Here is a 16,251-nt window from a genome sequence, read left to right as displayed (position 1 = left end):
AAACATGAAACTTTCAATTATTGTACCTGTATATAATGTCCAAGATTATTTAAAAAAATGTTTAGATAGCTTATTTAATCAAGATATAGAAACAAATGAATATGAAGTCATTACGGTTAATGATGGATCTACTGACAACAGCCTTATAATTCTAAAAGAATTAAAGGATATTTATCCATCAATTAAAATTTTTACGCAAAAAAATCAAGGTCTGAGTGGTGCTAGAAATACAGGAATTGAAAAAGCTAGCGGGGATTATATTTTATTCGTAGATTCAGATGATTATATACTTAAAAATAGCCTAAAACTAATTGTTGATATAGCTGAAGAACGTAATTTAGATATATTAGAGTTCGGAGCAGAAGGTATTAGTGAAACAGATAGTACTGTTTATATTAGCCAAAGCTCAACGCTAAAAAAAATCTTAACAGGAGAAGAGTATTTAGCTAACATTAGTTATATGAGTTCAGCTTGTAATAAACTTTATAATCGCATGTTTTTAAATAATAAAAATTTGCGTTTTATGAAAGGTGTTTATATAGAAGATATAGAATTTAACACTAGAGCCGTCTATAAAGCTACTAGAATTGAAGCTATAGATACAATAGTCGCCCATTTTTTACAACGAGAAGGATCTATTACAAGAACTAATAATGCAGCCAAAACAAAAAAAATGATTTATGATATTCATACCGTTTTATCATCTATCGATCAATTTAACGAAACTACTATATCTTCAAAATCGATAGCATACATTCCCATAAAAAAAAGAACTTGTGCATTGATATCTACTATGTTACTTCGCGTACTAACGGATATTGACGATTATAAAATAAAAAAAGACATATTTAATAAACTTAAAACACAAAACTTATACCCTATTCCATACCAAACGGATGACAAAAAAAAGGATTTATTTAGATGGTTTTCAAATCAAAATTTTTTATTTTCTTTAACCTGTAAGTTATATTGTCTAAAAAATAAATAAAATGTCCAAAAATTCCGTTGCTATTTTAATTTTAGCTCATCATAATCCGCAACAATTAACTATGTTAATTAATCATTTAAGTCCTGATTTTGATATTTATGTTCAAATAGATAAAAAAGCTAATTTTGATAGAAATCACTTGCCAACTGCTCAAAACATTTTTTGTTATAAAAACATAGAAGTCTATTGGGGACATATAAGTCAAATATATAATATGAAATATATATTTGAACAAGCCTTTAAAAAAGGTTATGACAGATATTGTATGATCAGTGGAGATGACCTACCTATTAAGAGCAATATTTATATCCAAGATTTTTTTGATCAAAATAAAAATAAAATTTTTATGTATGCAAATCCCTTACCTATTAAAACATGGGGTTTTAATAACGGGTTCGACCGTTTAGATAGATATTGGTTAATGCATAATAAAAACCGTAAATTTGTAAAAATAACGGGACGTCTAACCTTATTTATTCAACGATTAATAGGTGTAAAAAAGAAAAGGTATCCACTTGATTATTATGCAGGATCTAATTGGTTAAACTTAACTCATGAAAGCTTAGATGTTGTATTTAATTTTTTAAAAAAAAATCCATCATTTCTTGAAAAATTAAAATATTCAAGAGCAACTGATGAAATTTGGATTCAATCTATAATAATGAATTCTCATTTAAAGGAACTAGTGATAAATAATGATTTGCGATATATTGATTGGGAAACAGGGCCAAATTATCCAAAAATACTCGACAACACAGATCTCCCAAAGATAAAAAAATCGAATAGCCTGTTCGCTAGAAAATTCGATTCTAAAAATACCAACATCGAATTAAGGGGGTTTTTAAATACACTGAATTAAATAATCGTGAAAAACTGACATAAAAAAGGTTGGAAATATTTAGAATTTCCAACCTTTTTTATAAATTTATATTATTATTTATTAATGTATTCTTTTATTTTGTTATAAAATTCGCGCTATTAGTTACGTCAAACTTTGTGTTAGTTAGTGTTGTATTTATAAATGTTACATTAGGAGTGTCTTTTATCTCTATCGGATATCCTTGCTCAGATGTAAACTTACAATTAACAAAACTTAAAGAATAATTAGTATTATTTTTATTAACTCCAACTAAATCTAATGGCTTTCTTGGCATTTCTACTGTCATGTTACTTATCGTTAAATTTTTAGCAACTCCTTCGAAAAAAGAGATAGCTCTACTATCACTAGTCCTAGAACTTTTAAAATCATTACTATCAAAAATAGTATTTTCTGTTTTTAATATTTTCAAACCTACCCAACAATTTAAGTATGAATTATTTGATACTTCAGAATTATTACTTCTTACCACAGTCCCAATAACAAACCCTTCAATTGAATTACCTTTAACAACATTATTCATAGATAATTGTTGCTCTTCACCGTTAATAGTTACTTCCATCGACCCCATCGTTATACCTGTCCCATTTTCATTTTTTTCTGAAGCTGTAAGTTTATTATTTAGGTATTTACCCCTTGTACTATAGGAAGAGCTAAAACCATTATCAGAAATACAATTTTCAACAGTTACATCAACCCCTGAATAATCAATAAAACTAGCTCTATTATTATTTATAAAAGTACAACCTTTAACATAAACACGTTCCACCTTTTCATAATAAATAAAGCCATCTGTTTCGTTCCATCCACGAATAGGTTCTATATCAATACCTACTCTAGGAGCAACACCCGCTGAACTAAATACTTTATTATTGTTAGAATCAAAAACATCATCTCCATTACCAGCTCCACTAATCAAACAGTTTTCAATATAAATATCCTCACCATCTGTAATAGTAATGTTATTTCTTCGTGACTCTGTAAATGTACTATTAGTTATTTTTATGTTCTGATTGTAACTAGTATTTTGATATCTAAAACCATTTGACGCTCCAACTATAAATGCATCTCCCGTAGATTCAGTACAATAAACATTATCAATTAAAATATCTTTACTACCATCGACAATTATTAAACCAGGCCATTCATGTGTAGCTCTAGAAATATTTAACTCGTCAAATATATCACTGTAATCATGAGTATAGCGATCTCCATAAAAATTACCACCTGAAATTTTAACATTTTCTTGTTCATAAACACTCATTAATCGTCCTTTTGGCCAATTATTTGGCTGAAGTCTTAAGTGAGTATTATCACTAAGTTTTAAATGAAAATCTGAAGGTAAATGAATAGAGATTTCAGAATAACCTTTCGCATCAAACCATCCATATTCTAAGTGAAAATAAGCATCCATTTCATTTATAACGAAAATATCAATGCCATAATTCTTAACCAAATCTATTGTTGATTGGAGTATATTTCTATTATTTAAAGCAACTTCATCTGAAACAACACCTTCTACAATACCCCATCTCTTAGGATCAAAAGTAAAAGCAGCGTCTCTTAAAGCTGGCTTAGTTCCAGCAACATTAAGTGTATTGCCTAATAAATCTCCATCAATTGAAGAGCCTTCAGAAAAAACCAGTGTACCGTTAATAATTTCTCCACCTTCGTCTAGTAGAGTTACATTTTCTGGTAAATCGAAAGATTCACCTTGTAAATCTATAATACAGTTAACAACAACTGTTGAATTCGCTTCAAGATTCTCTAAAGTAAAATCACAAGGACTATTAACATCAGTAACGGCATCATCGACATCTTCATTACTCTCATCTTCCATCACAGCAAGAGGTTCTTCATACAATTCTTCATTGTTACAAGACCATGTGCCCAATACACTCATTCCGATTAATGCGACTAACATTAAATTCTTTAATTTCTTCATAATTTAATTTTCAAAAGATTCAACGAGACAATATTATAAGAAATATCGTTTAAAAACATATTTTTTCGACGAAATGCGGTTTTATGTAGGTGAATACTCGACAAAATACATTTTTTAACGATTAAATACAGTCTAGCTGTTTTCTTTCAGTTATACTTCTAATTAATTACGAGGCTAAGAGCGATTTGGACTATCTAAATTTGCAAGTTGCGAAAATAACTATGTTAAAGTTTAAAAAAAGCCATTGTTAATAACTTTTCACAACTTCAGTGATCTATTTGTAGGAAATTATAACCTTATAAATCAATCAGTTAAGTCATTCTACATACAAACCATTTTTTTCTTATCCACAGACTTGTTCACAATAATTAATACGACAAAAAAAAAGCTAATAATTATAAAATATAAGTCCTTAATATTAAGCCAACATTAAGTTTTATATATTTGTCGATATTTACAACGCCCTATCGATATAATGAAAAAAAAACTAATTAGAATTTCTACGGTTCCCATGTCTCTAAGTGGCCTTCTTACCGGACAATTAAACTTCATGACAACTTATTTTGAAGTCGTTGGTATTTCGTCTAAAGATGGAAATAGATTACAGAATGTAAATAATCAAGAAAAAATAAGAACTATTCCCGTAGAAATAAAAAGACAAATATCACCACTCAATGATTTAATTACAGTTTATCAGCTATACAAGGTTCTAAAAAAAGAAAAACCTTTTATAGTACACTCATTAACCCCTAAAGCAGGGCTTCTTGGCATGATTGCCTCTAAATTAGCAGGAGTTCCTAACAGACTGCATACATTTACAGGTTTAATTTTCCCAACAAAACAGGGTTTTATTAAGCAAATTCTAATTGCAACAGATAAGATTTTATGTTATTGTGCAACTGAAATCTACCCAGAAGGACAAGGAATTAAGAATGATTTAATTAATTATAAAATAACCTCTAAACCTCTCAAAATTATTGGTAATGGAAATGTTAATGGTATTAACATTAATCACTTTAACCCAGAGAATTTTGGATTTGATTTTATATCAAACTTAAAAAAGAAGATTAATATTTCTAAAGAAGATTATGTTTTTGTTTTTATTGGTAGATTGGTTAAAGACAAAGGTATAAATGAATTAATAACAGCTTTTAACGAACTACATCCACATCTAGATAACGCGAAACTATTATTAGTTGGTGACTATGAACATGATTTAGACCCTCTAGAAAAAGATACGATAGATATAATTAATACAAATAAAAGTATTATCTCTACTGGCTGGGTGGACGATGTAAGACCTTATTTTGCAATTTCTAATATATTAGTCTTCCCGAGTTACAGAGAAGGTTTCCCTAATGTTGTAATGCAAGCTGGAGCAATGGGACTCCCCAGTATTGTAACGGACATAAATGGAGCTAACGAGATTATTATACCTAACGAAAATGGAATAATAATCCCCTCTATGGACAAAGATGAATTAAAAGATGCAATGTTAAAATTTTATAACAAAGATATTGTTATAGACTCTAACACATGCAGAGCATTAATAGTCAATAGATATGAGCAAAGTATATTATGGAAAGCTCAATTACATGAATATCAGACCTTAAAATAATCCACACATGCTTTCGAGACTGAAACACCTAAATGTATACTTAAAGGATTCGAACAAAAAACCTTTGCCACAAGTATTAAAGGAATGTGTTTTATATGGCATGGATAAAAAAATGCTACCTACAGATTATTTTAGAAAATATCTATACCGAAAAGATGTTGTAAATTACAAGAACTATATAAGTTTAAAGGAATATTACTTAATTACAGGTTCTAAGAAAATGGTGTTCCCTGAGATTTCGTCGATTTTAAAAAATAAATTAAACTTTTACAACTACTGCTTAAATTCTAAATTACCAACACCAACTTTGTGGAGTTATAATTTTAGATCGCATTGGTTTTATGATAATAAAAACGAAGTAATAAAATCTAAACAAGAGGCTTTAACTTTTTTTAATCGCGTTTTTAAAACATCTAATACTGATTCTTTATTTTTAAAACCCACATTAGGAGAAGGCGGCCAAGGTTGCTTTTTACTTAAGCAAGAGAATTTGGAATCGCAAATTGAAAATATATACCCTACTTTAATATCGAATAGCTATGTGCACCAAGCTTATGTTGATCAACACGATACCATTAACGACATATTTAGCAACTCCGTAAACACGATTAGAATAGATACCTATATAGATACTAATAATGAAGCATACGTGCTCTCGGCCCTTATGCGTTTTGGTATGGGGAATACATTTACCGACAATACACATACTGGAGGGTTCTACGTGTCTTTAAATTTAGAATCCGGAAAACTACAAGGTGTTGGACGACAGGATATTACTGAAGGAGGCAAGATAGTATCCGAGCACCCAGATTCTCAAGTGATTTTAGATGGATTTCAAATTCCATTTTACAAAGAAGCTTTTCAACTCGCGATAAAGGCGTCAAACGCATTACCAAACCGCATTGTCGGTTGGGATGTTGCTATTACAAACCATGGCCCAATACTTCTTGAAGGTAATGAAAGCCCTTCTTTACATGTTACCGATGTGGCATGCGGTGGTTACCTAAATAATAAGCATATTAAAGAAGCACTTTTAGAGCTTAAAAATTAAAATGAATGAGTAACGTTGTTTTAGAAAGATTCCGCAACACTTTATTTTGGTGGTTAGATGCTTTAAAAGGTAGTCCGATAAAAAAACACGTAATCGACATCAGTGATACGCTCAATAATTTTGAAACTACAAAAATTAAACGTGAGCAAAACTTAGCCAAACTTTTAAAACATAGCATACAAACCACACCTTTTTACAAAAACCTTAATCTATCTGAAAGGGATTTTGAACAATTTCCGGTTATAAATAAAATTGAGATCACAGAAAATCAAGAGCGTTTTAAATCGAGTGTTTTTCTGAATAAAAAAAACACAACACGCTCTACTAGTGGCTCCACAGGCATACCATTTAAGGTGTTACATGACATAAATAAAATTTACAGAAATAGTGCTGATACTATTTATTTCTCTGAATTGGCTGGTTTTAAAATTGGTTATCAATTATGGTATTTGAGATATTGGGGATTGAATTTCAAAAATTCAAACTTTAAAAACTGGGCGCAAAACTTAAAACCGATTGAAGTTATTAATCTCAATAACGAGCGTATTGAAAACCTCATTGAACAGATTAAAAAGACATCGGGACACAAAGGCTGGTTGGGCTTCCCTTCTGCTTTCGAACAAGTTTGTAAATTCCTTGATGATAAAAATGAAAAACCAATAGATGCTAATTTCAAATCTATAATCGGAATGGCCGAAGGTATCAACGCATATACCAAACAACGCATGGGGTATTATTTTAATTGCCCAATGCTCTCACGTTACTCTAATATGGAGAATGGTATTATTGCGCAGCAAACACCAAATAACGAGGTATTTCAAATCAATTGGGCATCGTACCATGTTGAAATATTAAATCTCCATAATGATGAGCAAGCCCCGAAAGGCGAATTAGGACGTATTGTGGTTACCGATTTGTTTAGCTATGCTATGCCATTAATCCGTTATGATACCGGAGATCTGGGCGCCATGGATTTTAAAGTTAGTCCGCCAACTTTAAAAAGGATTGAAGGACGAAAAACAGACACTATTTACAATACCAAAGATGTGATAGTCTCATCGTTTATTATGATTAATAGCATCCGTTTTGATGGTATTAAGCAAATTCAGCTTATTCAAGAGAGTAAAACCAACTATACTATTAAATTAAATTGCTCTAGAGGTTTTAAGTTTGAAAATGAACTTATAGAAAAATTTAAACGTTTCCTCGGTGATGATGCTTTGATAAATATTATAATGGTTGACGAAATACCTCTTTTATCTTCAGGAAAACGAAAAATGACATTGAACAAGATGAATACTCAAAGAAAATAACGATATTTGGTGCTAATTTTCATTACGAATAACATTTTAAAATCATGTTAAAATACTCTCTTTTAAAATCTTTTTTTGATTTTTTCATTGCATTAATAATGGTTACAATGTTATTTCCCATTATTTTAATCATCACGATATTCTTATTTATTGTTAATCAAGGAAAACCCTTCTTCACTCAAGTAAGACCGGGTAAAAATGAAGCGTTATTTAAAATAATAAAATTCAAAACCATGAATGATAAGAAAGATGGTAATGGAAACCTCTTACCAGATTACGAACGATTAACATCAGTAGGGAATTTTATTAGAAAGACATCAATGGATGAGATACCTCAATTATTTAATGTTATTAAGGGAGACATGTCCTTTGTTGGTCCAAGACCTCTTTTACCTAGATATCTACCCTATTATTCAACGGAAGAAAAAAGAAGGCATAACGTTAAACCCGGCATAACAGGTTATGCACAAGTAAATGGAAGAAGCTTATTAGACTGGGATACTAAATTAAAATATGATGTATTTTACGTAAATAACATTTCTTTCAAATTAGACTTAAAAATACTAGTAAAAACAGCTTACAAAGTAGTGGCCTCTAAAGATATTTCTTTGGATCCAACTATTGTACAAGCTCCTTTAGATGAAATACGATCAAAAGATATTTAATTCTTTTAAAAACAAATAACGAACTTAGTTACAAGAAACTAAAACAGAAACTTGTATTGATATAAATCCTTGAGAAAACACAATACTTTTGAATCCGACTGGAGTTTTTTTAAAAAATATAACTCCGTTAACTTTAACTTGATTTCATGTACTTTATTTTTAAAAGATTTTTAGATCTTATTATAGCGATTACCGCTTTACTTCTACTCGCTCCTATTTTTTTCGTAGTTTTTGTATGTTTATTAATCGCTAACCAAGGGAAAGCTTTTTTCTACCAGCAGCGTCCTGGTAAAAACGAAAAGGTTTTTAAAATTATTAAGTTTAAAACCATGAACGATAAGAAAGATGCAAACGGTGAGTTTCTACCTTTTGATCAACGTGTCACCAAAATTGGGAATTTTATAAGAAAATATTCTTTAGATGAAATTCCTCAGCTCATTAATGTGCTTAAAGGCGACATGAGTTTAGTTGGTCCGCGTCCACTTTTAACGGATTATTTACCTCTATACAGCGAAGAACAAAAAAAGCGTCATAATGTAAAACCAGGCATTACAGGCTGGGCTCAAGTAAAAGGACGTAATTCTATTTCTTGGAATCAAAAATTTACTTATGATGTTTGGTATGTTGAAAACATTTCATTTTTACTAGATCTACAAATCATGCTTTTAACGGCTAAACGACTCGTTGTACCGCAAGGTATAAATAGTAGTGACGGATTAAACATGACCACGTTTACAGGAGGTGCAGAAGAATAGCAAAACGTCGATTCATTTTAAATAGGAACGTTAAAATTACCTTTTTTCTAGCTTTAAGAATATTATTTCATGTATTTTAGAGTCGTAAAATTTTTACAAACCCAAAGCTAGTTTTCAGTTAAATGCAATTACATCCTACCGAAAAACCCAACATCGTTATTATAGGTGCTTCTGGCCATGCCAGTGTCATTATCGATATTATAGAAAGACAAAATGAATACACCATTTTTGGCTTAATCGATTCTTTTAAGCCTATAGGATCCAAACTCTTTAATTATGAAGTTTTAGGGACAGAAGATAACTTACCTGATTTAATTAAAACAAACCAAGTTATAGGAGGTATTATTGCTATTGGTGATAATTTTGATCGCCGCCAAATGCATTTAAAAATTGAAGCATTACAAGTAAATTTTAAATATATTTCGGCTATTCACCCCAATGCTATTATTGGTAAAGATGTTACTATTGCTGAAGGCGTTTCAATAATGCCAGGATCTATAGCCAATGCCAATGCGTCTATTGGTGCGTTTTGTATTTTAAATACGTCGTCTTCTTTAGGTCATGACTGCATTATGAAACCTTTTTCTAGTTTAGCGCCTGGTGTTAATGTAGCAGGACATGTAAATCTTCAAACTTGCAGTTCTATAGGGATTGGTTCATGCGTAATTGGTGGTATTACTATTGGTGCTCATACCCATGTAGGAGCCGGATCTACTGTTATAAAAGATATTAGCAGCTTCAAAATTGCATATGGAAATCCTGCTCTAGAAATAAGAGACAGACAAGAAAATGAAGGGTATCTTAATAAAAAGAAAGACCTTTCATCTTAGAATAAACTTCGTTTTTCAATTTGATTTCTTATGCCCGTCTATAAATAGGGAAATACGTTTTACTAGAAATTTTAGACTTCGGCGCATTAGCTTCTTTTGGTCCATTCACTATATGATCTAGTTCCTTATAAACTTTTGTGTTTACCACCTTTCGTCCAGTATAAAAAAGCACATCGTCATCATTAGGGAAAAATGTTTTTTTGTAATGATACAAGTTATCATCATCTTTTCTTCCTCCTCCTAAAACATAATACTCATGCCCTATTTTACGCGCCCAATTCATGACCTCTATTTTCAAGAAATCGTTTGGTCGGTAATTAAAATAGTCTGCTAATGTACCTCCAAGATAAGAATACATGGTAGTTCTCAAAATCAAGATAAGCTCAACAGAAATCGCAATATCATCTTTATAAACAAAAGCTAAGGCAAAATTATTTTTATTTCGTTGAACGATATTTTTAAAATATTCTAAAGAATAAAAGTACTCTGAAGCGGCACCAATACGGGTCATGGTTTCAATATAAACATTATGAAAGCATTCTATGGCTTCTAAATTTGCACTATCTTGAGTAATTTCAAAACGCAAACCATTGGAAACCGCCTTTCTATAATTATTTCTGACTTTAGGCTTAAAAGCATCCCATTGTGCTTTTTCATCAGCCATAATATAGCCTTTCACATTGGATAGTGTTGGCACTAATTTACCAGAATAGAATTGGTAATTATTGTTTAAACTAAAGCGTATAAATTCACAAACCACATGATGTTCCTGGTACCAAAGATCAACTTGGTTCCAAAAATCTAATAAATAAGCTCGGGATGTATTTATATTATATAAAGGACCACTATAGCCGTAAGGGGATATCACATCATAATATGTTTCTCCTTCAACTTTATGCTCTATTTCTCGTAATCTAAAAGGCATTAGAATTAAAATGCTTCCATTTTCTTCTAATGTAAAATACCCCAGTTGGTTGTCATTTAACTCATATATATTTCCAACTATAATTTTATAAAACGGATATATTTCTTTAAATAAATTTACCTTAGACAGGTATTCGCTTAAATCTTCCTTGTTTTGTATTTTCCTATAAACTAAGTTCATTAAAGTTATTCAATTTTTTTAAAATTTCTGGAATTTGTTTTAAGCTATTAATAACAAATAAGGGTTTTAATTTTTTTTCTAAATCGAATGTTTGTTTATGTATATTTTCGCCACTATCTCTTAAACAGATACTTATCCAGTTTAAAGCATTGGGAGCAATGAAATCTTTTTTGGTATTATCACCAATATAAATGTACTTATAATTTTCGCCGTATTTATCTAAATAAAAGTTAAAATTTTTAACATTTGGTTTTTCTGAACCAAACTCTTCAGAAATAATAATATCATCAAAATACTCAGTTAAACCTAAGGCTTTCAATTTACTTCTTTGCTGAATACTCCTGCCATCTGTAATTAAACCTATTTTATAAACATTCGTTTTTAAATAAGTTAAAATATCTTGATGAGATTCTGTTAAAATAATATTTGGTTCGTGGTTTCTATAAATATCAAGTAATGCAGATATTGTAATTTCTTCAGATTGAACAAAGTCTAAAACTGTTTGAAATGGATTAGCACCATTATAATAAGATGTAATCATTTTATCATAAATAGCTTTAGCCTCAAAATCACTTTTATCAGAAATGTATTGTGATATTTCTCTGTAAGCAGATTTTAAAAAATCAATTTCTTTGTAAAGTGTATCGTCTAAATCAAATACAAATACTATTTTATTCTTTGTAGTCATGTACCAAAACTTCTTTATCGTAGCGCAGCATTAATAAATTCTCTTCCCAATCGGCAAAATATTCGATAGTGATATCTTCGTCTTGTAAATACTCTTGTATTAACCATTTTGGATAATTAGCACCTACAAAATAAGATAATGGGTATCCGCCTCCAAAACGTGCATTTATTTCTATACCAAAGATTTCATTAGTTTCTTTATGCTTGAAGAACTGAGCTGTTAAACAACCAATAGCACCATCAATAAAACTTAATCTTTCTTTTATGTAATCTACCAAAGCACCTTTTTCGGCAACACACTTATTAACTTCACCATCTCTTACTTCAATACGTTTTCTAGGAACAATACATTTTAAGTTATGGGTTTTATCATAATACAAATCACAAGTATATTCATCAAACTCATTATGATCTAAATATTTTAAAAACATTAAATCATCATTTTTAAAATGATACTTTGTTAATTGTTCATGCTTGGTAATCGTATATGTATCTATACTCCTACTTCCATTTTTAGGCTTAATAAAAATAGGTAACTTATAATCGTATTTAGAATACTCTTGCGCTATTTGTACATTATGATCTTCAAAAAACACGTGAATTTCACGTTTATCTCGACACATTTGAACAAACGCTTCCGAAGCTACAATCACTTTAATTCCGTGATCTGAAAATTGTTTTTTCTTTTTAGCTAATAAAAGTAATTCGGTATCAATAGTAGGAATGACTAATTTTATATCATTATCTAAACAAACCTTAAGTAGGCGATCGAAATAACCAGCATCACTGACTAATGGCATTTGAAAAGATTGATCTGATACTTGACATGCCGCAGATAGTTTAATGTTAAAATCGGTTGTCATCACTTTTCCTTGCGGAAATACAGCGGTTAATTCTTTTTGAAACGCTTCAACTAATGAAACACGTCTTCCTGCTGATGTAATTAATATATTCATAATAAAATATACCTGTATATGATTTGTTTGTAATAAATTAAATTTGCTACTTATATCGGTAAGATAAATAAGCAACGTGCCTCCACACGAGACCCCAAGTATATACGAGGAAAACCCAAGTTTAGACTTTTTTAATTTAACGCTTTTTTTAATTTATTAATCCCAATTTAAAACCGTTTTAAGTACAGGTATCTACCTTAAAACGCCGTCTATTTTTTTAATATGTGGTAAATATAGGGCAATAATAAAAAACGTATCAAAATTATTCTTTAAAATACTTTTAACAGGGTTAACTTGTTTGTTATGAAATTTTATACTACAATTAATCGGCCATAAAGCTTTTAAACGCATTAACAACACATTCAGCAATTAGATTTCGACCATGATTATTCCAATGTTGATCATAAACTAATGTCGGTGGTGTTTTTGAGTTATTTAAAGACTCACCATAATCTATATATTTAAAACCATGATGCCTTAGATAAGTTAAGAAAACCTGCGGTGTTTCACTCTTATCCAAAAGCAAAACATATTTAGATTTATCATAACCGTATTTCTCAACCAGCGACTCGAAATTATTTATATACTTAGCCTGCTTCTCTTCTATATCTTGCGCCGTTTCTTGTTTAGGTTCAGCAACTACTTTAGAGCTATTCTTGAAAAAAGAAATCAGTTTTCCTGGAAATTTTTTAACCGGATCTAAAATCCCGATACCTTGTGCATACACCAAAAGCTTTATTTTTCTAGCATTTTTATACATAGAAGATTCTAAACGCATACGGTCGTAAATAACTTTATATTCATTACGAAACAAATCGTCACGAAAACGAATACCCAAAACCACGTAATCAATTTTATCAAACGCATCTTTATACTGATGCATTAAATGAAGTTGATCTGCAAAATCGTAGCCAGCGTAGCCATACTCGTAAACTTCAACACCATCCAACTGGTTTTCAATTTTTTTACCAACAGAATCGTAATAATCTTGATGAAAGCCTTGAATAAACGAATCACCAACTAAAGCAATTTCAGTTTTATCTAAAGTAGGATTAAATTCTCGATATGAATTATAACCCGAGTTATTAATATGGTATTCAGCAAAATTCATTCTTCTATTCCCTGTAACCGAATAACCACCTTGATTGGGCTCCCATTTTTCAACATTAAACTCATCGATATAACGTGAAGGACTATCTTTTGCTAAGTGCAACACACGAACAAAAAGTTCTAGCGCCACTAGAATAAGTATGAAATAGAGTCCGGATTTAAATATTAGTTTTTTCATAAGTATTAAAATTGGAAATATATAAATGAACGGTCTATACCACTATCATAAAACAACATCATCACGAAAACCATAATCGCGTAAACCAAAAACCGAACATATCTGTTTTTAAAATTGAACGGTGCACGCTCATCTTTTCTAATAATAAATTCATAACATAAAAACAACACAACCAGAATGTAGTAATCTACCATTCTGTAACCATTTGGATGAAAATATGGCGCTGAAGAAAATTCTGTTAATCCACCTATAAAACTAAAAGCATCACCAATAGATTCCGATCTAAAAAATATCCAAGCCATGGTTACAATAAAAAAGACACCAAAAATACTCAAGAGCTCTTTTACAGATGGTAACAGACTATCTTGAGCTATCACTGTGTTTTTATACTTGGTATTATTCCCTAAAAGTAAAACAGGAATAAATATTAAAGCATGCACTAACCCCCATAGAACAAAGGTCCAATTCGCACCATGCCAAATTCCACTTACCAGAAAAATAATAAATACATTTCTAATGGTTTTTAATTTCCCTTCTCGAGATCCACCCAGTGGCACGTAAATATAAGCCTGAAACCAAGATGATAATGAAATATGCCAACGACGCCAAAACTCAGCAATATTCCTTGAGAAATAAGGGAATTTAAAGTTAGACATAAGCTCTATACCAAACAGTTTGGCTGTACCGATAGCAATATCAGAATATCCACTGAAATCGCCATAAATTTGGAAACCAAAGAATATCGCACCTATTAATAAGGTAGAACTTGGGTAAGAACCATAGTTTGAAAAAATATCATCCACAATTGGACCCAAAGCATCTGCAATCACTACTTTTTTAACCAATCCCCAAAGAATTAATTTTAAACCAGAAACAGATTGCGCATAGCTAAAATGGCGCTTATTTGAAATTTGCGATAATAAGTTTGAAGCACGCTCTATTGGCCCCGCTACCAACTGCGGAAAGAAACTCACGAATGCCGCAAAAGATAAAAAGCTCTTGGTTGGCTTAAGTTTTCTATAATAAATATCAAAAGAATACGACATAGTTTGAAACGTATAAAACGAAATCCCTACCGGAAGAATCACTTTCAACGTCCAAGTACTTTTCATAGTGTAACCCAACGTAGAAGCTAAATCTACCCAAGAATCGATAAAGAAATTATAATATTTAAAGAACCCTAATAAGCCAATATTAAAAATAACACTGCACCAGAGCCAGCGTTTTCTGCACATATCATCATCGGTATCATGTATTTTATGACCAATAATATAATCGACAATAGTACTTAACAGAATTAATGAGAGAAAACGCCAATCCCAGATTCCGTAGAAAAAATAACTAGCAACAAGCAAGAGTATATTTTGCCCTTTTAGGCTTTTCTTAAGGACAAACCAGTATAGAAAATAGACAACAATAAGGAATACAAAAAATTCAAATGAATTAAATAACATGGGTTGGTTTTGGTTAGCTTACTCTGTATTACCAGGAGCAAAGTAAATATCCTACATAAAAATTATAAACAAAAAATATTTCTACAAAATACCTATTATCAGCTATAAGAAACCATTTCCATAAAAAAAGCCCTTTCTATTTAAATAGAAAGGGCTAACATTTATCTTTTTTAATGCGTTACCTACATATCACTGAAAATAGAATGCATCAGTCGTTTTTTATCATTAATACTTTCTTCTAATGATATCATTGTTTCTGTTCTATAAACACCTTCAATATCATCTAGCATAAAAATAACTTCTTTCGCATGCTCTGTACTTCTAGCTCTAATTTTACAGAAAATATTAAATTTCCCAGTAGTAATATGCGCTACAGTAACATAAGCGATCTCGTTTATACGTTCTAAAACGAATTTAGTTTGCGAGGTGTTGTTTAAATAAACGCCAACATAAGCAATAAACGAATAACCTAATTTTTTATAATCTAATGTTAAAGACGAACCACGAATAATTCCTGCTTCCTCCATTTTTTTAACACGTACATGAACAGTACCTGCAGATATTAATAATTTCTTTGCAATGTCTGTAAACGGAATTCTTGTGTTATCGATTAACATATCAAGAATTTGGTGATCAATCTCGTCTAACTTTATTTTCCCCATAATTAACTATTCTTAAATAAAAAGCGAAAATAATACATTTTTGTTAATAATTACACA

Annotated in this window: 15 protein-coding genes; 8 read left to right on the top strand and 7 right to left on the bottom strand. The window is 30.5% G+C overall.

Annotated elements, in window-relative coordinates; genetic code table 11:
- Positions 1 to 4 precede the first annotated feature (4 nt).
- The gene (locus GQR98_RS15110) at positions 5 to 988 is read left to right on the top strand and encodes a glycosyltransferase (RefSeq protein ID WP_159020231.1); all 984 of its coding nucleotides are present in this window, start codon (positions 5 to 7) and stop codon (positions 986 to 988) included.
- Position 989: 1 nt separating this feature from the next.
- Entirely contained in the window at positions 990 to 1,847 is an 858-nt protein-coding gene (locus GQR98_RS15105) for a beta-1,6-N-acetylglucosaminyltransferase (RefSeq protein WP_159020230.1), read from the top strand.
- Between the two features lie 94 nt (positions 1,848 to 1,941).
- Here the strand turns inward: GQR98_RS15105 and GQR98_RS15100 are convergent, their stop codons facing one another.
- On the bottom strand, positions 1,942 to 3,810 hold the full coding sequence (locus GQR98_RS15100) for a right-handed parallel beta-helix repeat-containing protein (protein ID WP_159020229.1): 1,869 nt from the start codon (positions 3,808 to 3,810) through the stop codon (positions 1,942 to 1,944).
- A gap of 475 nt (positions 3,811 to 4,285) precedes the next feature.
- On the opposite strand from GQR98_RS15100, the gene GQR98_RS15095 reads away from it, so the two are divergent.
- The 6 genes from GQR98_RS15095 (at position 4,286) to GQR98_RS15070 (ending at position 10,042) form a co-directional block, all read left to right on the top strand.
- Positions 4,286 to 5,428, top strand: coding sequence for a glycosyltransferase family 4 protein (locus GQR98_RS15095; protein WP_159020228.1), 1,143 nt, complete (start codon positions 4,286 to 4,288; stop codon positions 5,426 to 5,428).
- Between the two features lie 64 nt (positions 5,429 to 5,492).
- Positions 5,493 to 6,479: a sugar-transfer associated ATP-grasp domain-containing protein gene (locus tag GQR98_RS15090; protein ID WP_159020227.1), complete on the top strand. Its 987-nt coding sequence runs from the start codon at positions 5,493 to 5,495 to the stop codon at positions 6,477 to 6,479.
- Positions 6,480 to 6,484: 5 nt separating this feature from the next.
- Positions 6,485 to 7,792, top strand: a complete 1,308-nt coding sequence (locus tag GQR98_RS15085; RefSeq protein WP_159020226.1) for a CoF synthetase — start codon at positions 6,485 to 6,487, stop codon at positions 7,790 to 7,792.
- A 44-nt stretch (positions 7,793 to 7,836) separates the two neighbouring features.
- Positions 7,837 to 8,457, top strand: a complete 621-nt coding sequence (locus tag GQR98_RS15080; protein ID WP_159020225.1) for a sugar transferase — start codon at positions 7,837 to 7,839, stop codon at positions 8,455 to 8,457.
- Positions 8,458 to 8,603: 146 nt separating this feature from the next.
- Positions 8,604 to 9,212, top strand: a complete 609-nt coding sequence (locus GQR98_RS15075) for a sugar transferase (RefSeq protein WP_159020224.1) — start codon at positions 8,604 to 8,606, stop codon at positions 9,210 to 9,212.
- 122 nt (positions 9,213 to 9,334) lie between these two features.
- Positions 9,335 to 10,042, top strand: a complete 708-nt coding sequence (locus GQR98_RS15070; RefSeq protein WP_159020223.1) for an acetyltransferase — start codon at positions 9,335 to 9,337, stop codon at positions 10,040 to 10,042.
- 28 nt (positions 10,043 to 10,070) lie between these two features.
- Here GQR98_RS15070 and GQR98_RS15065 read toward each other — a convergent pair whose 3' ends face one another.
- The 6 genes from GQR98_RS15065 to GQR98_RS15040 all read right to left on the bottom strand — a co-directional run bounded on the left by GQR98_RS15065 (position 10,071) and on the right by GQR98_RS15040 (position 16,194).
- Positions 10,071 to 11,147 carry a GNAT family N-acetyltransferase gene (locus GQR98_RS15065; protein WP_159020222.1) on the bottom strand — a complete coding sequence of 359 codons (1,077 nt, stop codon included), beginning with the start codon at positions 11,145 to 11,147 and terminating at the stop codon, positions 10,071 to 10,073.
- Positions 11,131 to 11,835 (bottom strand): HAD family hydrolase, encoded by a 705-nt coding sequence (locus GQR98_RS15060; protein ID WP_159020221.1) that lies wholly within the window; start codon positions 11,833 to 11,835, stop codon positions 11,131 to 11,133. Before GQR98_RS15060 ends, GQR98_RS15065 begins: the two co-directional genes overlap by 17 nt.
- The gene (locus GQR98_RS15055) at positions 11,819 to 12,790 is read right to left on the bottom strand and encodes an ATP-grasp domain-containing protein (RefSeq protein WP_159020220.1); all 972 of its coding nucleotides are present in this window, start codon (positions 12,788 to 12,790) and stop codon (positions 11,819 to 11,821) included. The genes GQR98_RS15060 and GQR98_RS15055 overlap by 17 nt, the downstream gene beginning before the upstream one ends.
- Before the next feature lie 322 nt (positions 12,791 to 13,112).
- Positions 13,113 to 14,078: a hypothetical protein gene (locus GQR98_RS15050; protein WP_159020219.1), complete on the bottom strand. Its 966-nt coding sequence runs from the start codon at positions 14,076 to 14,078 to the stop codon at positions 13,113 to 13,115.
- A 5-nt stretch (positions 14,079 to 14,083) separates the two neighbouring features.
- Positions 14,084 to 15,433: an MBOAT family O-acyltransferase gene (locus GQR98_RS15045; RefSeq protein ID WP_317164196.1), complete on the bottom strand. Its 1,350-nt coding sequence runs from the start codon at positions 15,431 to 15,433 to the stop codon at positions 14,084 to 14,086.
- 281 nt (positions 15,434 to 15,714) lie between these two features.
- On the bottom strand, positions 15,715 to 16,194 hold the full coding sequence (locus tag GQR98_RS15040; protein ID WP_042494949.1) for an Lrp/AsnC family transcriptional regulator: 480 nt from the start codon (positions 16,192 to 16,194) through the stop codon (positions 15,715 to 15,717).
- Positions 16,195 to 16,251 lie beyond the last annotated feature (57 nt).

The sequence above is a fragment of the Algibacter sp. L3A6 genome (assembly GCF_009796825.1).
GTDB lineage: Bacteria > Bacteroidota > Bacteroidia > Flavobacteriales > Flavobacteriaceae > Algibacter.
This window is presented reverse-complemented; position numbering and strand designations above follow the sequence as displayed.

Bases quoted from the DNA above. Each gene is read 5' to 3' on its own strand.
- GQR98_RS15110 (WP_159020231.1), top strand. From the start codon at position 5: ATGAAACTTTCAATTATTGTACCTGTATATAATGTCCAAGATTATTTA.
- GQR98_RS15105 (WP_159020230.1), top strand. From the start codon at position 990: ATGTCCAAAAATTCCGTTGCTATTTTAATTTTAGCTCATCATAATCCG.
- GQR98_RS15100 (WP_159020229.1), bottom strand. From the start codon at position 3,810: ATGAAGAAATTAAAGAATTTAATGTTAGTCGCATTAATCGGAATGAGT.
- GQR98_RS15095 (WP_159020228.1), top strand. From the start codon at position 4,286: ATGAAAAAAAAACTAATTAGAATTTCTACGGTTCCCATGTCTCTAAGT.
- GQR98_RS15085 (WP_159020226.1), top strand. From the start codon at position 6,485: ATGAGTAACGTTGTTTTAGAAAGATTCCGCAACACTTTATTTTGGTGG.
- GQR98_RS15080 (WP_159020225.1), top strand. From the start codon at position 7,837: ATGTTAAAATACTCTCTTTTAAAATCTTTTTTTGATTTTTTCATTGCA.
- GQR98_RS15075 (WP_159020224.1), top strand. From the start codon at position 8,604: ATGTACTTTATTTTTAAAAGATTTTTAGATCTTATTATAGCGATTACC.
- GQR98_RS15070 (WP_159020223.1), top strand. From the start codon at position 9,335: ATGCAATTACATCCTACCGAAAAACCCAACATCGTTATTATAGGTGCT.
- GQR98_RS15065 (WP_159020222.1), bottom strand. From the start codon at position 11,147: ATGAACTTAGTTTATAGGAAAATACAAAACAAGGAAGATTTAAGCGAA.
- GQR98_RS15060 (WP_159020221.1), bottom strand. From the start codon at position 11,835: ATGACTACAAAGAATAAAATAGTATTTGTATTTGATTTAGACGATACA.
- GQR98_RS15055 (WP_159020220.1), bottom strand. From the start codon at position 12,790: ATGAATATATTAATTACATCAGCAGGAAGACGTGTTTCATTAGTTGAA.
- GQR98_RS15050 (WP_159020219.1), bottom strand. From the start codon at position 14,078: ATGAAAAAACTAATATTTAAATCCGGACTCTATTTCATACTTATTCTA.
- GQR98_RS15040 (WP_042494949.1), bottom strand. From the start codon at position 16,194: ATGGGGAAAATAAAGTTAGACGAGATTGATCACCAAATTCTTGATATG.